The sequence below is a fragment of the Bacillus sp. ISO11 genome (genome assembly GCF_003458115.1).
In the GTDB taxonomy this organism is placed as follows: Bacteria; Bacillota; Bacilli; order Bacillales; family Bacillaceae_G; genus Bacillus_A; species Bacillus_A cereus.
Map to the genome: position 1 here is coordinate 104,087 of NZ_QXCO01000016.1, position 19,500 is coordinate 123,586.

Consider the following 19,500-nt stretch of genomic DNA (forward strand, 5'->3'; position numbering starts at 1 on the left):
CTGAATTTTAAATCAGAATTTAAAAACTCATATGTTCTACAAAATTATCATATAAAAATCGTTCTACAGTAGATGTAGCATAGTGTTTACAAAGCTCATTCATTACATTTTCATAATCTCGATACGCTGATACATTTACAACTGTTTCTAAAATCCCATCAAAATCGGAACCAAATCCTATATTGCGCTCTCCACCTAATGAACAAATATATTCGATATGTCTTACTATATTTGCTACATTCGCTTGTTTTTCATTTGTTAGAAACTGCGGTACAAAAGTGACACCAATCATGCCATTTCGCTTTATAAGAGCTTTAAGTTGTTCATCGTTTAAATTACGTGGGTGCTCGCAAAGTTTCATACAATTTGAGTGGGAAGCAATAGGATTTTTTGCAATCTCTATAACATCCCAAAAACTTCTTTCATTCAAATGAGACACATCAGTCCATACATGTAACGTATTCAGTTCTTGTACAACATGTTTACCAAAAGTCGTTAAACCCGCCCCACGTGTCTCTAGCGCACCATCAGCTAAGAGATTGGCATAATTCCATGTTAGTCCAAAAGAACGTACTCCTAGGCGATACAACAACCGTAATTTCATTGCATCTTTTCCAATTGCTTCGCATCCTTCTATTGTTAATATCGCTCCAATCTCGTCCTGTTTTAATATGTTAATATCATCTTTTGTCTGAATAAACTTCACACCTTGTAGGGATAAAATTTCATTATAAAAAATATCTACCATTTGTAATGCTACTTCAAATCGGTTTTCATATGCCACTGTTTCTGGTACATATATAGCAAAACATTGTATACTTCCTTTTCTTCTCTTTAACTGTTCAAATGTAATATGTAATTGTGAATCATCTTTAAAATTCCTTTTCCCTTGTGCACTCCATAACTGAAGAAGCACGTCACAATGAGCATCAAAAATTTTCATTTTCATTCCTCCATTATAAAAACAACCTGTTTGCATACTGCAAACAGGTTGTTTAAACTTAACGAGGTTCTACAATTAATTTTATTGCTGTACGCTCTTCGCCATCAATCATAATATCTGTAAACGCTGGGATACAAATCAGGTCCAAACCACTAGGCGCTACAAATCCTCTTGCGATTGCTACTGCCTTTACAGCTTGGTTCAATGCACCTGCACCAATAGCTTGAATTTCTGCTGTTCCGCGTTCGCGAATAACACCTGCAAGTGCACCAGCTACAGAATTAGGGACCGACGTTGCTTTAACTTTTAATATTTCCATTCCGCGTTTCCTCCTCGTTTCTTTAAAAAGTATTAGCAATTATTTCACTTTAACTTATATTCACGAGGAATGGCGCGTATTCCTGCTAAATTTTCGTAATTTTTCTAAAAAATTAAAATATAATAACTTATCTAAAATTTAACGAAAATTTACTCAAAAAATGGTTGATCATCATTAATTAAAATACGTTCAATTTTCTTTGCTTTTCCTGTATTTGGATCCACATCAATTAACACTGCACTTAATTGCGTTCTACCATTTGTTACTTCAAATCGTACTGGTAAGTTTGTTAAAAACTTCTTCAATACTGCTTCTCTGTCCATACCTAATATTCCGTCATACGGCCCTGTCATCCCAACATCTGTAATGTATGCCGTTCCGCTTGGTAAAATACGGTTATCCGCTGTAGGGACATGCGTATGCGTACCTACTACTGCTGTAGCACGTCCATCTACATACCAACCTAGCGCTTGTTTTTCACTTGTAGTCTCCGCATGGAAATCAACAAATATAATATTCGTACGTTTTTTCGCAATATTAATTAATTCATCCACTTTACGGAATGGACAATCAATTGGAGGAAGGAAAGTACGTCCTTGTAAATTAATAACTGCAACTTCTGTTCCATTACAGTTCACAAAGATAAGTCCTTTTCCTGGAGTTCCTTCTGGGAAGTTAGCTGGTCTTGCAAGATATTTTGCATCATCGATGAATTCAAATACTTCACGATTATCCCAAGCGTGGTTTCCAAGTGTAACTGCCTGCGCCCCACACTCTAAAAAGTTTCGATATATTTTTTCTGTAATCCCACGGCCACCTGCTGCATTTTCTCCATTAATGATTGTTACTGTAGGTGTATATTTTTTCTTTAATGCCGGTACGTATTGTTGAATCATACCTCTACCAGGAGATCCTACTACATCCCCAACAAATAATATTCTCATATGTCTTACCCTTTCTATGTACTGCATTTTTTATTGCTATAGCATCAAGTAAATTCCTTATAATATCTTTATTATAAGTTTGCTTCACTTTTATGCTATATAACTAACTGTCTTTATTTTATCCAATTCCAACACAAAAAAATAAAGTGGTGTTTCACCACTTTATTTTGCGTATTCCACTGCACGTGTTTCACGAATAACAGTTACTTTAATATGTCCTGGGTAATCCAGTTCATTTTCAATACGTTTTCGGATATCACGAGCTAAACGATGAGCTTCTAAGTCATCGATTGTATCTGGTTTTACCAAAATACGAACTTCACGTCCTGCTTGAATTGCAAATGATTTTTCAACGCCTTCATAAGACTCTGAAATCTCTTCTAACTTTTCAAGACGACGAATATAGTTTTCAAGTGTTTCACTACGAGCTCCCGGTCTTGCAGCTGATAAAGCATCTGCTGCTGCAACTAAAACTGCAATGATAGAAGTTGGTTCTGTGTCACCATGGTGAGATGCGATACTGTTTATAACTACAGGATGCTCTTTATATTTCGTTGCAAGTTCAACACCAATTTCAACGTGGCTTCCTTCTACTTCATGGTCAATCGCTTTTCCGATATCATGTAATAGACCTGCACGTCTTGCTAGTTTTTCATCCTCGCCAAGCTCTGCCGCCATAAGTCCAGTTAAATATGCAACTTCCATAGAGTGTTTTAAGACGTTTTGACCATAACTTGTACGGTATTTTAAACGACCTAAAATTTTAATTAAATCTGGATGTAATCCGTGAACACCTACTTCAAACGTTGTTTGCTCTCCGACTTCGCGAATATACTCGTCCACTTCACGTCTTGATTTTTCGACCATCTCTTCAATACGCGCTGGGTGAATACGTCCGTCCTGTACTAGTTTATCAAGAGCGATACGAGCTGTTTCACGACGAATTGGGTCGAATCCAGAAAGGATTACCGCCTCTGGTGTATCATCGATAATTAAGTCAATACCCGTTAACGTTTCTAACGTACGAATATTACGACCTTCACGCCCGATAATACGTCCCTTCATTTCGTCATTTGGAAGATTTACAACCGAAACGGTTGTTTCAGCAACATGATCAGCTGCACATCTTTGCATTGCAAGAGATAAAATCTCTTTTGCTTTCTTATCCGCTTCTTCTTTCGCGCGAACTTCACTTTCTTTTACCATAACAGCGATTTCATGAGAAACTTCACTTTCTACTTTACCAAGAATAATTGCTTTCGCTTGTTCGCGTGTCAGATTGGAAATGCGCTCTAATTCTGTTTGTTGCTTTTGAACTAACTCTCCCACTTTGCTTTCCAACTCTTCAATCTGTTGTTGTCTCGCTACAAGAGATTCCTCTTTCTTCTCTAACTGTTGCTCGCGTTTATCGAGCGTTTCGTCTTTACGATCAAGGTTCTCTTCTTTTTGCATTAAACGATTTTCTTGTTTTTGTAATTCGCTTCTACGGTCACGAATTTCTAATTCAGCTTCTGTACGAAGTGTATGAATTTCATCCTTTGCTTCTAAAAGCGCTTCTTTCTTAAGTGCTTCAGCATCACGATTCGCTTCGTCTAAAATACGTCTCGCTTCATTAGCTGCACCATTAATCTTCGCTTCAGCAATAGACTTTCGAACAAAAAAGCCAACAACTGCACCGACTGTTGCAAGCAAAATGGAGATGAGTATCCAAACTGTACTCGTCATGATTTCACCTCCCCTTGCTATGAATGAAAAAAGACTGTCGGCATGTACATTGAATTACAACATACAGCAAAGACCGTCGTCCCGCTTTTTTAAGGGACTTTCTTCATTTCACAATTAAAATGTCATATTATTATTTCGGTAAGATTTAAACCTTACTCCGAATATTACTTCTCTTCTTGAGAAGAGTATATTGTATATAAGAAAAAATATACATTCTCATTGTATCTATCGTAATTTTCATTGTCAAGCGTTGTCTACTTTTACTTTCTTTACCTTCAGCCTTGAATGTGACCTAAATTTAAAAAGTAAGGAGCCTACTATACTGGAAAACCTTAGTAATCCCCATTTTTTTCCTTAAAATATTTAAATATCCCTCTTTACACAACCCATTTGAAGTAAAAAAATATTTTTATCTATAGTATTATGCTCCTTAATAGTAGATAAAAAAATAAAAGACACGAGGCCGTGTCTTTTATTTTTTTAATCAAGAAGAGTTGAATCTTCTGCGCCCTCAGCACCAGAATCTTCACTAATTCCGTGATGCTCACGAATAAAGAAGGCAATTTCTTCTCTTAAATCTGTATTTTCTTTTAAGAACTGCTTCGAATTTTCACGACCTTGTCCTAGGCGTTCTTCATTATAAGAATACCAAGCACCGCTCTTTTGAACAATATCAAGCTCAGAAGCCATATCCAAGATTTCACCTTCTCTTGAAATACCTTCTCCGTACATAATATCAACTTCCGCAACACGGAATGGTGGTGCTACTTTATTTTTCACTACTTTTACTTTTGTTTTATTACCAACGATGTCGTTACCTTGCTTTAATTGCTCCGCACGACGCACTTCAAGACGGACAGTTGAATAGAATTTCAACGCGCGACCACCTGGAGTTGTTTCTGGGTTTCCGAACATAACCCCAACTTTTTCACGAATTTGGTTAATAAAGATTGCAATTGTTTTTGATTTGTTGATTGCTCCTGAAAGCTTACGAAGTGCTTGTGACATTAAACGTGCTTGTAAACCTACGTGTGAGTCACCCATATCGCCTTCAATCTCTGCTTTCGGTACAAGAGCTGCTACAGAGTCAATTACGATAATGTCAACCGCACCACTTCGTACAAGTGCTTCCGCGATTTCCAATCCTTGCTCCCCTGTATCAGGCTGTGATAATAGTAATTCATCTATGTTAACGCCTAATTTTTGTGCATATACAGGATCCATTGCGTGCTCCGCATCAATGAATGCTGCTTGTCCACCTTGACGTTGTACTTCTGCAATTGCATGTAATGAAACTGTCGTTTTACCTGAACTTTCAGGTCCGTAAATTTCGATAATACGGCCACGTGGATATCCGCCTACTCCTAGTGCCACATCAAGTGCTAAAGAACCACTAGAAACCGTAGAAACTCTACGCTCCGCTTGTTCTCCTAATTTCATAATTGAACCTTTACCGAATTGCTTCTCTATTTGTTTTAACGCCATATCTAACGCTGCTTGACGATCACTCATTCAAAATTCCTCCTTAACTGAATTGCTAATCTTATTATACCTATTTTCAATTCAATTTGCCAACAAAAATCGAACATTTATTCGATTTTTTTATTTTCTATCAAATAATATCTAAATTTAACCGTAAAAAAAACTAGAAGAAACTTATATCTCTTCTAGCTTTTTATATAAATGATAAAATCCATATTTTGCTGTTCGTTCTCTAATTTGTTGACGACTTCCGCTTAAATTAAGAGGAAAGACTACAGTTGGTTCATCCTTAATCGAAAGCCCAACAAATACTGTTCCTGGTTCTTTCTGTTCTGAAGCATCTGGCCCTGCTACCCCAGTGAAACTAATTCCGATATCCGCTTTTAATACATCCTTAACATTTTCAGCAAGATAACGAGCACATTCTTTACTAACTGCACCATCAGTATGCAACACTTCTTCAGGCACACGTAAAACATGTTGCTTCACATCATTATGATAACAAATGACACCGCCTTTAAACACAGAAGAAACACCAGCGTTTTCAGTTACTTGATTTCCAAAAAGACCACCTGTTAAACTTTCTGCACACGCTAAAGTTAACCCTTTTCTCTTCAATAACTCGATTGCCTTATAATGCAAAAATTCTTGGTCATATCCGTAGAAAAATTCTCCTACTCTTTCTAAAATCAAATCTTCCACATGTTGAATTAGTTTCTCCGCTTCGCTAACATTTTGATGCTTAGCGGTTAAACGTAATGTCACTTCTCCATCATTTGCTAACGGGGCGATTGTTGGGTTTGTTTGTCCATCAATTAAATCTTGCACTTTCACCTCTAATTGGGACTCCCCAATACCGAAGAAACGAAGCACACGAGAATAAATGTTTTCTCCTGTTGTAAAATTACGTAAAAAAGGCTCTACGTAACTTACATACATTGGTTTCATTTCTTTTGGCGGCCCTGGTAATAAAATATAAACTTTTCCGTTCTTATTTACCCCCATACCAGGCGCCATACCGTGGTCATTTGCAAATACTGTTGCTCCATTTAAAACGAGCGCTTGCTTTTTATTATTCTCCGTAAATTCACGGCCTGTACGCTTAAAGTAATTACTTATTAAGGCTAATGCCTTTTCATCATACACAAGCTCTTCATCTAAACTAGCAGCTATCGTTTCTTTCGTTAAATCATCTTTTGTTGGTCCTAATCCACCTGTAAAAATAAGTATATCAGCACGTTCTTCCGCAGCTTCAATCGCCTTTTGCAATCGCTTATTATTATCACCAACAACAGTATGATAGTACACGTTAATTCCGATTGAAGCTAACTTTTCAGATAAAAACTGGGCATTTGTATTTGCAATTTGTCCAAGTAATAATTCAGTTCCAACCGCAATAATCTCAGCATTCATCCCAATTCCCCCATAAACTTCTATTTTGAGTTTACAAAAGCAGCTCTATTTTTCCAGAAATAATCCCATCCTGAAATAACAGTAAAGATTAATGCAATCCATATGAAGATATCTGCAACTGGAATATGGATTAAATTTAAAGGTACATCGTGTAATAAATATGCTGCAATTGCAATAATTTGTGTCCACGTCTTAATTTTTCCTAGCTGGTTTGCTGCAACTACTTCCCCTGTTCCAGCAAGTACAAGACGTAAACCTGTTACCGCAAACTCACGACTGATAATTACAATAACAATCCAAGCCGGTACATATTGCATCTCTACCAATGTAATAAGTGCTGCCGAAACAAGCAATTTATCAGCTAACGGGTCAAGAAACTTCCCTAAATTCGTTACAAGATTATACTTTCTTGCGTAATGTCCATCAATCCAATCTGTAGCTGAAGCAATGATAAAGATAAGTGCCCCCACTAAATGTTGAATTGGCAAATCAACATCACCAATTTTGTATGAACCCCAATCAAAGGGCGCTAACATAATTACCATAAAAATTGGAATTAAGAAGATTCTAGATATTGTAATTTTATTTGGTAAATTCACAGCTATTCCTCCATCATATCAAAAACATTTGTTCATCGAAAAAAAGTCATCGAAGCGATGACTGTTATTGTGCTGGTTGCTCTATCCCTTGGTTTTTAATCACCAATCTTTGGTGATATTCTTTTTGTGGATCTAACGGGAAAGCAAGCACTTGGCCATTCAGTTTAATTTCAACATTCGGTGCACTTCCAATATTAAGTCGTACTTCTTTTAATGTTGATACATCGCGTTTCTCTGTTTGACCGCTTTGTACTGTAGTGTTTAGAATTTCGTTACCCGCATCATCCTTAACATCTACATAACTTGTACCCTTAGCTGAAATTTCCAGTTCTAATGTTTTATTATTATGAATTTCCAAAGTAGATACCTTTCCAGTTGTTCCAACTACTTTCACTTCTTGCTGTCCAGTTGGTTGTGCTGGTTGCTCCTCTTTCTTTGGTTCTTCTTTCTTTGGTTCTTCTTTCTTTGGTTCTTCTTTCTTTGGTTCCTCTTTTTTTGGCTCTTCCGCTTTCACTTCATCTTTCTTCGTATCTAACGGAGAATCTTTCGCTTTTTGAACTTCAATTTTCTCACTTTGAGCGCTTGGAACTTTTTCATCATCTTTTCCAGTTAACGCTTGAAACACAAACCAGATTACCACTCCAACTGCGATGACTAACAGCGCAACTAAGATTTTCGGCATGTGATCTGCAATTGGCCATGATGAAGATTTTTGCATTGTTTCTTGTGTTTTTTGTCCCGTTGATACTTGTGGAACTTCACGCTTTTCAGATTGTGGTATCGTACTCTGATGTTCTACAAGCAGTTCCTCTCCATTTAATCCAACCGCATCTGCGTATTGTTTAATGAATGCACGCGCATAAAAAGCTCCTGGCAATACATCATAATTGCCTTCTTCAATTGCCACTAAATGGCGTTTTTGAATTTTTGTAATCTCATGCAGCTGATCAATAGACAAGCCTTTCGCTTCTCTTGTTTCTTTCAGCTTTTGTCCCAATTCCGTCACTACTAACACCTCAATATTTCTTTAAAAGTCAAACATAGAGAAATTATTTTGCGTACCTTGCTCAATTTCATCTACTAAATTATATTGTATTTCTTCATCATAATCGTTACGCAACTCGATAATATAATCAAAATCATCCAATGTGTATTCTGACTGACTCACAAATACATCAGGATGTTCCACAACTTTCGTTGCAGGCAATCTCATAATTTCACGAACGAGCTGCCAATGTCTTTCGTTAGCACGCTTCGTTGACACAATTCCATCTAGGATGAAAATATTGTCATCGCTATACTCATCTTCAATTAATTGACTGCGAACAGTTTGCTTAATAAGAGTAGATGATACAAATAACCACCTTTTATTTGCACAAACACTTGCAGCAACAATGGATTCTGTTTTTCCGACACGAGGCATTCCGCGTATCCCAATTAGTTTATGGCCTTCTTTTTTCATGATTTCTGCCATAAAGTCTACAAGTAAGCCTAATTCATCACGCACAAATCGAAATGTTTTCTTATCATCTGCATCTCGTTGTATGTACCTACCATGCCTAACCGCTAGCTTATCTCTTAGCTTGGGCGGACGATATTTCGTTACCGTTATGTTATCCATCGTATTTAAAATTGATTCAAGTCTAGAGATTTGCTCTTGATTATCACACATAAGAAGTAACCCACGTCGTGCATTATCTACACCATTAATTGTGACAATATTAATGCCGAGCATACCGATTAACGAAGAAACGTCACCAAGCAAGCCAGGTCGGTTTTTATGTATTTCATATTCAAAATACCATTCAATCATCCAAGATCACTCCCCTTGCTTACTTTACACCTACGTACTATATTATATGATTTCACCCTAATAGGGAAGCTAAATGTATAATCTATCCTGTGTAATTATTATACAAAAAAAGTAGAGAGGAGATTCTCCTCTCTACTTTTACTTATGTTGTACGAACTTAACCATTAAATTTGCAATTGTATGTTGCTCCTGTTCATCAGCAACTTTCCAAAGCTCAGCTAATAATTTCTCTTGGTCATTGCGTCCTTCTACTTCATTAGCAAGATAGTCGCCAACACGAAATGCCATATCTGATACCGCACCGCCATCTAAACCTTTGTCTTGCGCTTGCTCTAAACGTTCTCCTAAAAAGCTCTTCCACTGATCAAAATTATCTAATACTGACATAATTAAGCACCTCACTATTGAGTAATAAAATCATCCTTAATTTGTGCAACTATTCATTTTTTATGTAAGAATTTTTTAGCAGTGCCAACCGCCATTCACTCCGATAATTTGTCCAGTTATGTAAGACGCTCCTGGTGATACGAGAAATGAAACTGTTTTCGCTACTTCTTCTGGTAATCCTATTCTACCTAATGGTATATCTTCAGCAATTCCCATTTTATCTTCTTCAGAAAAAACACTTAACATTTCCGTTTCAATTGCTCCTGGTGCTACTGCATTCACACGTAATCCACTTAAAGAAACTTCTTTCGCTAAAGCTTTCACATATGAATTTTGCGCCCCTTTTACCATTGAATAAAGTACTTCACAAGAAGCCCCTATTTGTCCCCATATAGATGAAACAATTACAATATTACCACTTCTTCTCTCAATCATAGGCGGAAGTGCCATTGAAAGTAATTTATATACGTTCTTCACTTGAAGTTCTACCATATAATCTAATTCATCGTTTGTTACATCTGTTACTAATCCAAAAATACTCTTCCCCGCTGCGTATACAATAACATCAATAGGATGTTCAATTTGTCCCCACAATCGTTCTGCTCCATCACTAGAAGCTAAATTAGCTTGAACAGGGATAACTTCTCCCCATGCCTTCTGCAATTCCAATACCTTTTCTTCACTGTTATTGTAATGAACATAAACTGTATATCCATCTTGAATTAATTGTTTCGAAATAGCAGAGCCAATCCCTCCGCTCCCTCCAGTTACTAACGCATACTTTTTCATAAATTCCCTCTCTTATCTCTACAACTTCAATTTTCACACAACTAAATAATACCCTCATCTTACAATTTTTCAATGATAAGATGAGGGTATCTTTAAAATTTTATTTTTTCGGTAACACCTGACAAACACTCATTTTTTCTTCTGATAACAATAATCCCGCTACTTCTTGTAAGTCTTGAACGGTTAGTCCTTCTAATACAGTCAATGCATCAAATAGGCTAGATTCATTAAACGCGTATCGTGTAAATTGATTTGCAATATATTCTGGTGAATTTAACGAGCGTAAAAAACCACCAATTTTCTTTTTCTTCACTCGTTCTAATGCCGCCGCATCTAATTGATCATAATCTGTTTTTAATAAAATATCTTTTAAACGATCTGCCAATTCATCAGGTTGTTTCGTATCACCACCAACCATTGCAAAACCGAAGTTATTTTCTTCTGTATAGTCATACGAGAATGAATCATCAATAAGTCCTTCATTATATAAAGCTTCGTAATGAACAGAACTTTTTCCAAATAAATAATCTAAAAGTAACGTAAGCGCAATTTCTTGTTTTAAAAGCGCTTGCCCCTTTTCTTTTAAATTAGTCGCTTTAATACCAACTAAACATTTCGGTGTTTGCACAGGCATTGAAATAATTTTTTTCTTTTCATTTACCTCATTTGGTTCTTCTTCAAATGAACGCACAATTTCTGGCTGGTTTTTATAATCTTTTTTCGCTTGATTTTCACGTACTAAATCCATTGTTTTCTCTGGATCAATTGCACCCACAACAAATAATAACATATTGCTCGGATGATAAAATGTTTCATAACATTCATATAATAAATCTTTCGTAATTTTACTAATAGATTCGATTGTCCCCGCAATATCAATTTTAATTGGGTGTTTTACAAATAAGCTATCAATTAACCCAAAGTACAAACGCCAATCTGGGTTATCTTGATACATTTGAATTTCTTGCCCAATAATCCCCTTCTCTTTTTCAACCGTTTTTTCAGAGAAATAGGGCTCTTGTACGAAGTTTAGCAATGTATTTAAATTTTGTTCTACGTTTGAAGTACCTGAAAAAAGGTAAGCTGTTCGTGTGAAGGATGTAAAAGCATTTGCCGATGCTCCTTGTTTACTAAACAATTGGAAAGCATCGTGATCTTCTTTTTCAAATAATTTATGCTCAAGAAAATGTGCAATCCCATCTGGCACACGAATCATTTCTTCTTTCCCTAATGGTATAAATGTATTATCTACAGAACCATATTTCGTCGTAAACGTCGCAAATGTTTTATTAAATCCTTGTTTCGGTAAAACATATACATCTAATCCATTAGGAAGTTTTTCATAATAGAGTGTTTCTTTTAATTGCTCATAAACAATTTTCTCCATTTACTCTCCCTCCGTTCCTTGTAAAAAGTAAATTGTATCTAGTTCAATATTTTTAGCAACTTTTACAATTTCTTCTTTTGTCACACTTTCTATACCTGTAAGCCATTCTTCAACTGGACGTGTACGATCTGAAATAATACCATGATATAGCATTTCTACAAAGCCACGTGGTGTATCAATTGCCTCTAATATTTGATTTTGGATGACACTTTTTGTTTGATGTATTTCTTCTTCAGAAAACTCTCCGTTTTGCATCGCAAGCATTTGTTCTTTAATAATCTCAACTGCTTTTTCATAATTTTTCGCTTCAATTCCTGACATAACAAATAATAAACCTTTATGACTTTCAAAGCGCGATGCTGCATAGTACGCTAAACTATTTTTTTCACGCACATTTACGAATAACTTCGAATGAGAAAAGCCACCAAACAATCCATTGAACAATTGCAATGCAAAATAATCTTCATCTTTATATGTGACAAATGTACGATAACCGATGTGTAATTTACTTTGTTTTAATTCTTGTTTTTCAACAACTTCTTTTTCTTCATTATTTCGTCTATGAAGGAGTACATTTCTTTCTCTCACTGGACGAGCTGAAATAGAAAAATACTTACTTACAAGATCAACGGCGTTTTCTGAAATATCACCAATAATATATAGATCCATTTCATCTTCCGCTAACACCTTTTGATAATATTGATACAGACTTTCATTTGTAATAGACATAACACTCTCTTTTTTTCCATTTGCACTTAAACGATACGGTTCTACTTTGCACATTTCTTCAATTAAACGCTCGTTTGCATAACGCATTTTATCATCATAAGTAGCTTCAATTCTCTGTAACAGTGCTCTTTTTTCACTTTCTACGATAGAAGATAGGAAACCGTTGCCCTCCGTTGCTGGATGTAACACAATATCTGACAACATAGAAAGCGCTTTTTCAAATAACGGTGGTGCATCATGTAAATAAACTTCATTTGCAATGTCTACATAAATGGAGATAATATGGTCTTCCCCTTTTTTACTTACATCTACCGCTAAAGAAGATCCGTATAATTCTTCTAAATATTGACGAAGACGAATTACAGAAGGTAATTTTTCTGTCGCACTTTGCAATACGTATGGCAATAAGGCACGCTCTGTCACCGTCTCCTCATTTAAAGGCGCTTTAAAACGAAATACAAAGGTATTCGTTTTATATTTATCAGTCGGAATAATATGTACGCGCAAACCATCTAACTCATGTAGTTGTTGTTCCATTAGTTTCATTTATAGCCCTCCTTTACGTATATAGGAATATTCCTCTTCAATATACAGTTTTTAGAAATAAAAAATCAACTTTTCTCCCTTATTATGCTTACATATGATTCTTTCTAAAAACTTTAATATGTAAGGAACATAGTAAAATTCCGTATTAAATATATTCTATGTAAAAAAGCCCACACTAATGTGCGAGCTTTTTTATACTTATAAAATACTTATCGTTTTCCTTTTTCATAAGGAGTTCCTAATGCTTTCGGAGCTTCAGAACGACCTACAAAACCAACAAGCGCTAATATTGTGAATACATATGGTAATATCGTTAATAAAACACTTGGAATTTGATCTAATACAGGAATTGTTCCGCCCGTTACACTTAGAGATTGCGCAAAACCAAAGAATAGAGCTGCACCTAATGCGCCTAGTGGATTCCACTTCCCAAAAATCATAGCAGCTAAAGCTAAGAAACCTTGTCCTGTAATAGTTGCCCCTGAGAAGTTATTAGAAATTGACATTGCAAAAATCGCTCCACCGATTCCAGCAAACACTCCTGAAATACAGACTCCAATATAACGCATTTTATATACATTAATCCCCATCGTATCCGCTGCCATTGGGTGTTCACCAACAGCACGTAGACGAAGACCGAACGGTGTTTTATAAATAACATACCAAACAACGAATGCTAAAATAATGGCAATATACGACGTTATTGGTACGTTCGAGAAAAATATTTTCCCTAAAACCGGAATATCCGAAAGGCCTGGAATATCAATCTTTTCAATACGATACTGAATAAAGTCAGTCTGCCCTTTATCAAAAATCTTCTTAATTGCAAATACTGTTAAACCAAGAGATAAGAAGTTAATGGCTACACCACTTACAACTTGATCTGCTCGGAATGTAATAGAAGCTACCGCATGAAGTAATGCAAATAATCCACTACCAATTGCCGCAAATAATAACGCAATCCATGGAGTCATCGTTCCCCAAGTATCACCCATTAATAAGTTTGTAACAACTCCAATAAATGCACCAAATAGCATTAGTCCTTCTAATCCGATATTTACAACACCCGATCGTTCACTAAATACACCACCTAGTGCTGTGAAAATGATAGGTGCCGATGTATATAACGTACCCGTCACAAGAATGGCTAATATATCTAAAAAGCTCATTTATTTCCCCTCCTTGCTCATGCGTGTAAGCGCCCATCTTAACACATAACTACATGCAACAAAGAAGATGATACATGCAATAATTACATTAATAAGCTCTGACGGTACATCTGCCTCAAAGTTCATTTGAGGGGAAGCACTTTTCAAACCACCAAATAATAAAGCTGAAAGGATTATACCAAACGGATTATTCCCTCCAAGTAATGCTACGGCAATCCCATCAAATCCTACTCCTGTAAACGAAGACATCGCTGTCATACTCTGGAATGTCCCTAATCCTTCCATCGCTCCACCAATCCCCGCAAATGCACCAGCAATTGTCATAGAGAATACTACATTACGAGAAACTTTCATACCTGCATATTGAGAAGCATGCTGATTAAATCCTACAGACTTTAATTCGTAACCTAAAGTTGTTCGATCTAATAAGAACCACATTAAAATAGCGATTAAAATTGCTACAATAATTCCCCAGTGTAGACGTGAACCGTCAGTAATAGAAGCAAGCCAGTCTGAAGATAGTGACGCACTCTCTTTAATATCATACGTTTTGTCATTACCCGCATGTAAGAAACGCTTAATGATGTCATACGTTACATACAACGCAATATAGTTCATCATAATAGTTACAATAACTTCATTCACTTGAAACTTCCCTTTTAAATATCCCGGAATGAAGCCCCAAATTCCGCCCACCAATGCGGCAAATAAAATCGATAATGGAATATGAAGGAACGCTGGTAGTGAGACTGCATAACCGAACCAAACCGCCGCAAGCCAACCAACTAACAATTGACCCTCTACCCCGATATTAAATAAACCTGTACGAAATGCAAACGCCACCGATAAGCCAGCAAGAATAAGCGGTATCATTGTACGGAGCGTTTCACCAATCGCACTTGCGCTGCCGAACATTCCTGTCCAAAGTGCACTATAACCAACAATTGGATCATAGCCACTAACTAGCATTACAATCGCTCCTACAAGTAAGCCGAAAATAACGGATAGTACTGGGACTAAAATATTTATCGTTCGTTCTGTTAAAAGTTTTTTAGCCATTTGTACCCACCTGCTCCTTCTTTGTTCCTCCAGCCATTAACAATCCAAGCTGTTGTTCATTCGTTTCTTTCGCATCAACTATTGCTACAATTTCCCCTTCATAAATAACAGCAATTCGATCGCTAACATTTAAGATTTCATCTAACTCTAATGATAAAAGTAATACACCTTTTCCTTTATCCCTTTGCTCTATTAATCTCTTATGAATAAATTCAATTGCTCCTACATCTAAACCACGTGTTGGCTGTGCCGCAATTAATAAATCTGGATTTCGGTCTACTTCACGTGCAATAATTGCTTTTTGTTGATTGCCCCCAGATAGAGCGCGTGCTAACGTTTGCTCACTAGGTGTACGTACATCAAACTGTTCAATAAGAGACTTTGCTTTTTCTGTAATTTTGCTGAAATTTAAAATCCCTTTCTTTGAAAACGGATTTTTATAGTACGTTTGAAGAACTATATTATCTCTAACAGAAAAATCAAGAACGAGTCCGTGTTTATGACGATCTTCTGGAATATGACCAATTCCTTCTTCTGTTATTCTTCTAACAGGCCAATTTGTTATTTCTTTTCCTTTAATTGCAATAGAACCTGACTCAACTTTTCGTAAACCAGTAATCGCTTCTATTAATTCACTTTGTCCGTTTCCATCAATCCCTGCAATCCCAACAATTTCCCCCGCACGAACAGTTAAGTCAAGGCCTTTTACAGCAGGTAGTTGACGTGCATCGTGAACAACAAGGTTTTCAATTGAAAGTACCTCTTCTTTTGGCTTCGCGTCTATTTTTTCTGTTTTAAAATTCACTTGACGTCCGACCATTAATTCTGCAAGTTTATTTTCATCCGTATTTGCAACGTCAACCGTTCCAATCCCTTTTCCTTTACGAATAATCGTACAACGATCGCAAACTTCCATAATTTCTTTCAACTTATGTGTAATAAGAACAATAGATTTTCCTTCTTGTACAAGCTTTTTCATAATTTGAATTAGCTCATGAATTTCTTGTGGTGTTAACACAGCTGTCGGTTCATCAAATATTAAAATTTCTGCACCGCGGTAAAGAGTTTTCAAAATCTCAACACGCTGTTGCATACCCACTGAAATATCCTGTATTTTCGCATATGGATCTACAGCCAAACCGTATTGTTCAGACAGTTTTTGAATTTCTTTAGCAGCATCCTCAACAGCAATTTTCCCTTTTTTCTTCGGTTCATTTCCGAGAATAATATTCTCTGTAACTGTAAAATTATGAACAAGCATAAAGTGTTGATGGACCATTCCAATACCAAGGTCATTTGCTATATTCGGATTTGTAATTTTTACAGGTTTACCTTTAATTTTAATTTCACCCTGCTCTGGTTGGTACAAACCAAATAGTACATTCATCAATGTGGATTTCCCTGCACCATTTTCTCCAAGTAAAGCATGTATCTCACCCTGCTTTACTTGCAGCGTAATATCATCATTCGCTACAATGCCTGGGAATACTTTCGTAATGTTATTCATCTCAATTACGTATTCCATTGTGTTCCTCCTTTTAACAGGGAACATTCCCTATTACACTATTAACTTATTAAGCAATTCGGAAGTTTTATACATACAAAGGTTAGTTCTATGAACTAACCTTTGCTATTTCTCTATTTATTTTTTTAGAGAAGCTTCGTATTCTTTATACTCTTTATCTGTAGCTGGCACTTTAATTTCACCGGCTGTAATTTTCTTTTCAAGCTCTTCTACTTTTGTTAAAATTTCAGGGTTAACTTTTTTCACGTTATCAGTTGTTTTTGAAATACCAATACCGTCATCTTTTAAGCCAAACTCTTCAATTTTCCCACCTTTTAAATTCCCATCTTTTGCTTCTTTAGCTACTTTTTCTACTGCTACATCAACACGTTTAATCATTGAAGTTAATGTTACATTTTCAGGCATACCTTCTTGATGTTGGTCACGGTCAACACCGATTACCCAAACATTTTCACCTTTTTTCTTACGGTTTTTCGCTTCTGTGAACACACCGTTACCTGTACCACCAGCAGCATGATAAATTACGTCTACGCCTTGACCATACATTGCTGAAGCAAGAACTGTACCTTTTTCAGGCTTATCGAATGCTTCTGCATATTCAGATACGATTTCAATGTTTGGATTTACTGCCTTTGCACCAGCTTTAAATCCATTTTCAAATTTACTAATTAAATCACTTTTCATTCCACCAACAAATCCTACTTTATTCGATTTTGTTGACATAGCTGCTACCGCACCTACAAGGAATGATCCTTCATGATCTTTAAACGTAATGCTCGTTACGTTCGGTGCATCTACAACAGTATCTACGATTGCAAATTGTTGTTTTGAAGATTCTTTTGCTACTTCTTTAATTGCACCTTCTAATTTATAACCAATTCCGAATGTTAAATCATATTTATCTTTTGAGAATTTTTTTAAATTCGGAATATAATCAGCTTCTTTTTCAGACTGAAGGTAACGATAATTTGTCTTTTCTTTTAAACCATTATCTTTACCAAACTTTTGTAACCCTTCCCAAGAAGATTGGTTAAATGACTTATCATCAACGCCCCCAACATCCGTTACAAGACCAACCTTGAAATCTTTATTGTCTTTCGTGTCTTTCTTGTCACTGCTCGCCTTATCCGAGTTACCACATGCACCTAAAACTGTACTTGCTGCTAATGTTAATGATAATAAAAGGCCTGCTTTTTTCTTCATACTAGAAACCCCTCCAAAAATGATATATATTTATTTATTCTTACGCTGCTGTTCCTTACTTCTTGCTGTCACCTCCCTAAAAAGGAATTTACCTACATACGCTTTCTTAATACGTGGAAGCTAAATTTATCAGCTCTAAAGTAATTGATAGAATATAAGATTGGCTCATCATTTTGATCATAGTGCATTTGTTTTAATACAAGCAGTGCTGTTTCAGGCTCACATTCTAAAATCGGTGAGATTTTAGGGTGATAGCCAATTGGCTCAATGTGGGCAACCGCATATGTTATGCGCTTATGTGTGTTATTATGTATCACCGTTAATAATGATTCCTCATTGTAACCCGATAAATCTGGCAATATTTCTTTTGCAAGTTTATCGATACAATACACAACAGGTTCCCCATCTGCTGTACGCACGCGTTCAATCATCACTGCATTAAAACCATCTTCACTATTAAACTTCTCTTTTTCCTCTTCTGTTAAAGTTGTAGTAGATGATGATAAAAAGATTGTTCCTGGTGTTTTCCCCACACTAGAAATCATATCTGTAATACTAGAAAGTTGTTCTATTCCAGAAGAAAATAATGGCTTTGCATTTACAAATGTCCCTACACCATGTCTACGAATGACAACATTTTCTTCTTCTAAAATACGCAACGCTTCCCTTAAAGTCGCTCTACTTACGCCAAGTTCTTTCGCTAAATCAAACTCTGATGGTAACTTTTGTCGTTCTTTATAAGCCCCATCTTTAATTTTTTCTTTGATGTGATCAATCACCCGTAGATATAGGTGACGACTATCGGATTTTACTGACATAAGACTCCCCCGCATTTCAATTATTCGACCTCTGATGTAAGACTTCTTTTCTCTTTTTTCAACTTACAACATAGTACAAATGACTAAACACCAAAATAAGCGTAATTGTCGAATAAATAATAATAATTTTTTTTAATGAAATTTTCACTCTTTATTGCATAAAAAAAACTTTGCACCATAAACATTCCTCATTTCGAGAAAAAGTTCGGCACAAAGATCCTTTACATCCTTTGTTACACACTTTTCCCCTCATAGTCTAGCAATTCATGGTTGCCAGGTAGAAACTTATGGACCTTATCTCCAAGATTATATGAGGCAGTGATTCTTTTCGAAGTAATCTTACCACTTGCTCTCATACGTGTCAACAAAATCCAACATTTTTCTGCATTAAATATCGAACATTTACATAAAACATAATCAAAGTATTCGTATTCTAAAGAGCACCCCTAAATGTAAGCCCTTTCTTTATTACTGAGTATAGTATATAACAAAAACACTATATAAAAAAGCCTAATTGTAAAAATGAAGTGCACCCCAATTGTTAGACACAGTCTAACAATTGGAGGTGCATTTTTTATGGCTAAATTTTCTTCAAAAGAAAAAATCCAAGCGGTGAAACGATATTTAGATGGTACAGAAAGTGGAAAAAC

The 19,500-nt window shown here is 36.0% G+C and carries 18 protein-coding genes and 1 riboswitch; all 18 genes read right to left on the minus strand.

Features of this window, described 5'->3' with window-relative positions; translation table 11 throughout:
* Positions 1–19: 19 nt before the first annotated feature.
* The gene (locus D1166_RS17815; RefSeq protein WP_061654840.1) at positions 20–943 is read right to left on the minus strand and encodes a dipeptidase; all 924 of its coding nucleotides are present in this window, start codon (positions 941–943) and stop codon (positions 20–22) included.
* A 58-nt stretch (positions 944–1,001) separates the two neighbouring features.
* A complete protein-coding gene (gene spoVS, locus D1166_RS17820) occupies positions 1,002–1,262 on the minus strand; it encodes a stage V sporulation protein SpoVS (RefSeq protein WP_000404341.1) in 261 nt (86 codons plus the stop codon).
* Positions 1,263–1,411: 149 nt separating this feature from the next.
* A complete protein-coding gene (locus D1166_RS17825) occupies positions 1,412–2,206 on the minus strand; it encodes a TIGR00282 family metallophosphoesterase (RefSeq protein WP_001221095.1) in 795 nt (264 codons plus the stop codon).
* A 162-nt stretch (positions 2,207–2,368) separates the two neighbouring features.
* On the minus strand, positions 2,369–3,931 hold the full coding sequence (gene rny, locus D1166_RS17830; protein ID WP_000204911.1) for a ribonuclease Y: 1,563 nt from the start codon (positions 3,929–3,931) through the stop codon (positions 2,369–2,371).
* A 480-nt stretch (positions 3,932–4,411) separates the two neighbouring features.
* Positions 4,412–5,443 (minus strand): recombinase RecA, encoded by a 1,032-nt coding sequence (gene recA / locus D1166_RS17835; protein WP_001283860.1) that lies wholly within the window; start codon positions 5,441–5,443, stop codon positions 4,412–4,414.
* Positions 5,444–5,587: 144 nt separating this feature from the next.
* Complete coding sequence (gene cinA / locus D1166_RS17840) at positions 5,588–6,826, minus strand: competence/damage-inducible protein CinA (protein WP_000990688.1); 1,239 nt, start codon at positions 6,824–6,826, stop codon at positions 5,588–5,590.
* A 20-nt stretch (positions 6,827–6,846) separates the two neighbouring features.
* Positions 6,847–7,425 carry a CDP-diacylglycerol--glycerol-3-phosphate 3-phosphatidyltransferase gene (pgsA, locus tag D1166_RS17845; protein ID WP_001052967.1) on the minus strand — a complete coding sequence of 193 codons (579 nt, stop codon included), beginning with the start codon at positions 7,423–7,425 and terminating at the stop codon, positions 6,847–6,849.
* 64 nt (positions 7,426–7,489) lie between these two features.
* Positions 7,490–8,431: a helix-turn-helix domain-containing protein gene (locus D1166_RS17850; protein ID WP_097861497.1), complete on the minus strand. Its 942-nt coding sequence runs from the start codon at positions 8,429–8,431 to the stop codon at positions 7,490–7,492.
* Positions 8,432–8,452: 21 nt separating this feature from the next.
* Positions 8,453–9,238, minus strand: a complete 786-nt coding sequence (locus D1166_RS17855; protein ID WP_000574107.1) for a DUF3388 domain-containing protein — start codon at positions 9,236–9,238, stop codon at positions 8,453–8,455.
* Between the two features lie 138 nt (positions 9,239–9,376).
* Entirely contained in the window at positions 9,377–9,625 is a 249-nt protein-coding gene (locus tag D1166_RS17860) for a DUF3243 domain-containing protein (RefSeq protein WP_000114450.1), read from the minus strand.
* Between the two features lie 75 nt (positions 9,626–9,700).
* A complete protein-coding gene (gene ymfI, locus D1166_RS17865) occupies positions 9,701–10,414 on the minus strand; it encodes an elongation factor P 5-aminopentanone reductase (RefSeq protein ID WP_000759606.1) in 714 nt (237 codons plus the stop codon).
* A 100-nt stretch (positions 10,415–10,514) separates the two neighbouring features.
* The gene (yfmH, locus tag D1166_RS17870) at positions 10,515–11,801 is read right to left on the minus strand and encodes an EF-P 5-aminopentanol modification-associated protein YfmH (RefSeq protein ID WP_000411969.1); all 1,287 of its coding nucleotides are present in this window, start codon (positions 11,799–11,801) and stop codon (positions 10,515–10,517) included.
* On the minus strand, positions 11,802–13,076 hold the full coding sequence (gene yfmF, locus D1166_RS17875) for an EF-P 5-aminopentanol modification-associated protein YfmF (RefSeq protein ID WP_000772405.1): 1,275 nt from the start codon (positions 13,074–13,076) through the stop codon (positions 11,802–11,804).
* A gap of 209 nt (positions 13,077–13,285) precedes the next feature.
* Complete coding sequence (locus D1166_RS17880) at positions 13,286–14,245, minus strand: ABC transporter permease (RefSeq protein ID WP_000008857.1); 960 nt, start codon at positions 14,243–14,245, stop codon at positions 13,286–13,288.
* Positions 14,246–15,304 carry an ABC transporter permease gene (locus tag D1166_RS17885; protein ID WP_001085254.1) on the minus strand — a complete coding sequence of 353 codons (1,059 nt, stop codon included), beginning with the start codon at positions 15,302–15,304 and terminating at the stop codon, positions 14,246–14,248.
* Positions 15,297–16,829 (minus strand): ABC transporter ATP-binding protein, encoded by a 1,533-nt coding sequence (locus D1166_RS17890; protein WP_000456909.1) that lies wholly within the window; start codon positions 16,827–16,829, stop codon positions 15,297–15,299. Before D1166_RS17890 ends, D1166_RS17885 begins: the two co-directional genes overlap by 8 nt.
* 117 nt (positions 16,830–16,946) lie before the next feature.
* On the minus strand, positions 16,947–18,032 hold the full coding sequence (locus tag D1166_RS17895) for a BMP family lipoprotein (protein WP_000725771.1): 1,086 nt from the start codon (positions 18,030–18,032) through the stop codon (positions 16,947–16,949).
* Between the two features lie 92 nt (positions 18,033–18,124).
* A complete protein-coding gene (locus tag D1166_RS17900; protein WP_000114182.1) occupies positions 18,125–18,850 on the minus strand; it encodes a GntR family transcriptional regulator in 726 nt (241 codons plus the stop codon).
* A 232-nt stretch (positions 18,851–19,082) separates the two neighbouring features.
* Positions 19,083–19,184, minus strand: a riboswitch (purine riboswitch).
* Positions 19,185–19,500: the final 316 nt, after the last annotated feature.

What these genes read in the sequence shown, in the direction of transcription:
- D1166_RS17815 (WP_061654840.1), bottom strand. Translation starts at nt 943, where the DNA reads ATGAAAATTTTTGATGCTCATTGTGACGTGCTTCTTCAGTTATGGAGT.
- spoVS (WP_000404341.1), bottom strand. Translation starts at nt 1,262, where the DNA reads ATGGAAATATTAAAAGTTAAAGCAACGTCGGTCCCTAATTCTGTAGCT.
- D1166_RS17825 (WP_001221095.1), bottom strand. Translation starts at nt 2,206, where the DNA reads ATGAGAATATTATTTGTTGGGGATGTAGTAGGATCTCCTGGTAGAGGT.
- rny (WP_000204911.1), bottom strand. Translation starts at nt 3,931, where the DNA reads ATGACGAGTACAGTTTGGATACTCATCTCCATTTTGCTTGCAACAGTC.
- recA (WP_001283860.1), bottom strand. Translation starts at nt 5,443, where the DNA reads ATGAGTGATCGTCAAGCAGCGTTAGATATGGCGTTAAAACAAATAGAG.
- cinA (WP_000990688.1), bottom strand. Translation starts at nt 6,826, where the DNA reads ATGAATGCTGAGATTATTGCGGTTGGAACTGAATTATTACTTGGACAA.
- D1166_RS17855 (WP_000574107.1), bottom strand. Translation starts at nt 9,238, where the DNA reads ATGATTGAATGGTATTTTGAATATGAAATACATAAAAACCGACCTGGC.
- D1166_RS17860 (WP_000114450.1), bottom strand. Translation starts at nt 9,625, where the DNA reads ATGTCAGTATTAGATAATTTTGATCAGTGGAAGAGCTTTTTAGGAGAA.
- ymfI (WP_000759606.1), bottom strand. Translation starts at nt 10,414, where the DNA reads ATGAAAAAGTATGCGTTAGTAACTGGAGGGAGCGGAGGGATTGGCTCT.
- yfmH (WP_000411969.1), bottom strand. Translation starts at nt 11,801, where the DNA reads ATGGAGAAAATTGTTTATGAGCAATTAAAAGAAACACTCTATTATGAA.
- yfmF (WP_000772405.1), bottom strand. Translation starts at nt 13,076, where the DNA reads ATGAAACTAATGGAACAACAACTACATGAGTTAGATGGTTTGCGCGTA.
- D1166_RS17880 (WP_000008857.1), bottom strand. Translation starts at nt 14,245, where the DNA reads ATGAGCTTTTTAGATATATTAGCCATTCTTGTGACGGGTACGTTATAT.
- D1166_RS17885 (WP_001085254.1), bottom strand. Translation starts at nt 15,304, where the DNA reads ATGGCTAAAAAACTTTTAACAGAACGAACGATAAATATTTTAGTCCCA.
- D1166_RS17890 (WP_000456909.1), bottom strand. Translation starts at nt 16,829, where the DNA reads ATGGAATACGTAATTGAGATGAATAACATTACGAAAGTATTCCCAGGC.
- D1166_RS17895 (WP_000725771.1), bottom strand. Translation starts at nt 18,032, where the DNA reads ATGAAGAAAAAAGCAGGCCTTTTATTATCATTAACATTAGCAGCAAGT.
- D1166_RS17900 (WP_000114182.1), bottom strand. Translation starts at nt 18,850, where the DNA reads ATGTCAGTAAAATCCGATAGTCGTCACCTATATCTACGGGTGATTGAT.